Source organism: Methylobacterium oryzisoli (genome assembly GCF_046557895.1).
GTDB lineage: Bacteria > Pseudomonadota > Alphaproteobacteria > Rhizobiales > Beijerinckiaceae > Methylobacterium > Methylobacterium oryzisoli.
In genome coordinates this window covers 1-1,169 of the sequence record NZ_JBKIBX010000121.1, presented here as the reverse complement: position 1 = coordinate 1,169, position 1,169 = coordinate 1, and the positions used below count along the sequence as shown (strand labels likewise).

Below are 1,169 nucleotides of genomic sequence, written 5' to 3'. Positions count from 1 at the left end.
GGCGGCAGCGCCGCGACGTGGAAGGCGTCCAGCACCACGTGCGAGAGGAGGCCGGCGTCGAGCGCCGCGATGAGGTCGTCGGTCACGCCGACCGAGGCTCACCCGGCGGCGCCGACGGAATGTCGTTCGCCCGCTTCTGCGCCTCTTGAGCAAACATTCGTGGCTCAAGAGGCGCCTGAAACGAGCGGAAAGATCAAACTTTCAGCCTAGACAACACAGTGTTGGCGGCCCGCCTACGAGCAGCCCGTCGTGCTGCCATAGGAGTAATGCGGGGTAGGACACATCTGTGTGTATGTAGAATGGGTTAGCTTACGGCATATGCTGCTAGCCTATGCCGAAGCAGCCGCATAGCGCGCATCCAATCCCTGCTCCGAAGCAGATCGCCTGTCTCCAGCTGGCAGTGCATGACGAGCCCGCACGTCGGTTGGTGCCCGACGCCGCCGCGCCGGGCTTCCGCAAATCCGTGATTCTGGTTCTCAAGCGGCTGACGGGGTGCCGTCTCGGTTCCGTGCCTAGGGAAGGGGCCAGCCATCCGGCATGTTCGCGCAAAAGGGAACCCTTATGCGCGCATCGCTTGGGGGTATCTAAGCCATTGCGATCATTAGGGCTGGATCGCGCATAAGGGGCCGCGCATAATTGGAAGCATGTTGATCGGCTATGCGCGCGTTTCCACCGAAGACCAAGACCCGCAATACCAGCTGGACGCTCTGAAGGCGGCCGGCTGCGTCCAGGTGTTCCAGGATCGCGCCAGTGGGGCGACCTTGAGCCGTGTCGGCCTCGACCAGGCGCTTGCCGCCCTGACGCCCGGCTACACGCTCGTCGCCTGGAAGCTGGATCGCGTCGGCCGCACTTGGCTCGAAACCGTACGGACCATCGTCGACCTCGACCGGCGCGGGATCGAGTTCCGATCGCTCACCGAGTCGTTCGACACTAGAGCATTGTCCGACGAAGTGGATGCCGGTTCGTCGCAGAAAATGCGACGAATCAAAGACTTAGAGCAGCGCCCGGTCGCAACGCGATCGGGCGCTGCTCTAAGAGCCCGATAGGGCAGGCGGTGCTTGGCCTGTTCGCGGCTGTAGCAGAAGACGAGCTGGTGCGCCTAGAGCGTTTTCGGTTTAATCTGGATCGTATCCGGCAGCGATGAAGAAGTTGGCACACTCGTCGGGCGT

Annotated in this window: 1 protein-coding gene; it reads left to right on the top strand. The window is 62.7% G+C overall.

All coding sequences use genetic code 11. The features are described from left to right. Window positions 1–644 precede the first annotated feature (644 nt). Window positions 645–1,046 carry a recombinase family protein gene (locus tag ACKUB9_RS34310; protein ID WP_407529935.1) on the top strand — a complete coding sequence of 134 codons (402 nt, stop codon included), beginning with the start codon at window positions 645–647 and terminating at the stop codon, window positions 1,044–1,046. Window positions 1,047–1,169 lie beyond the last annotated feature (123 nt).

What these genes read in the sequence shown, in the direction of transcription:
- ACKUB9_RS34310 (WP_407529935.1), top strand. Translation starts at nt 645, where the DNA reads ATGTTGATCGGCTATGCGCGCGTTTCCACCGAAGACCAAGACCCGCAA.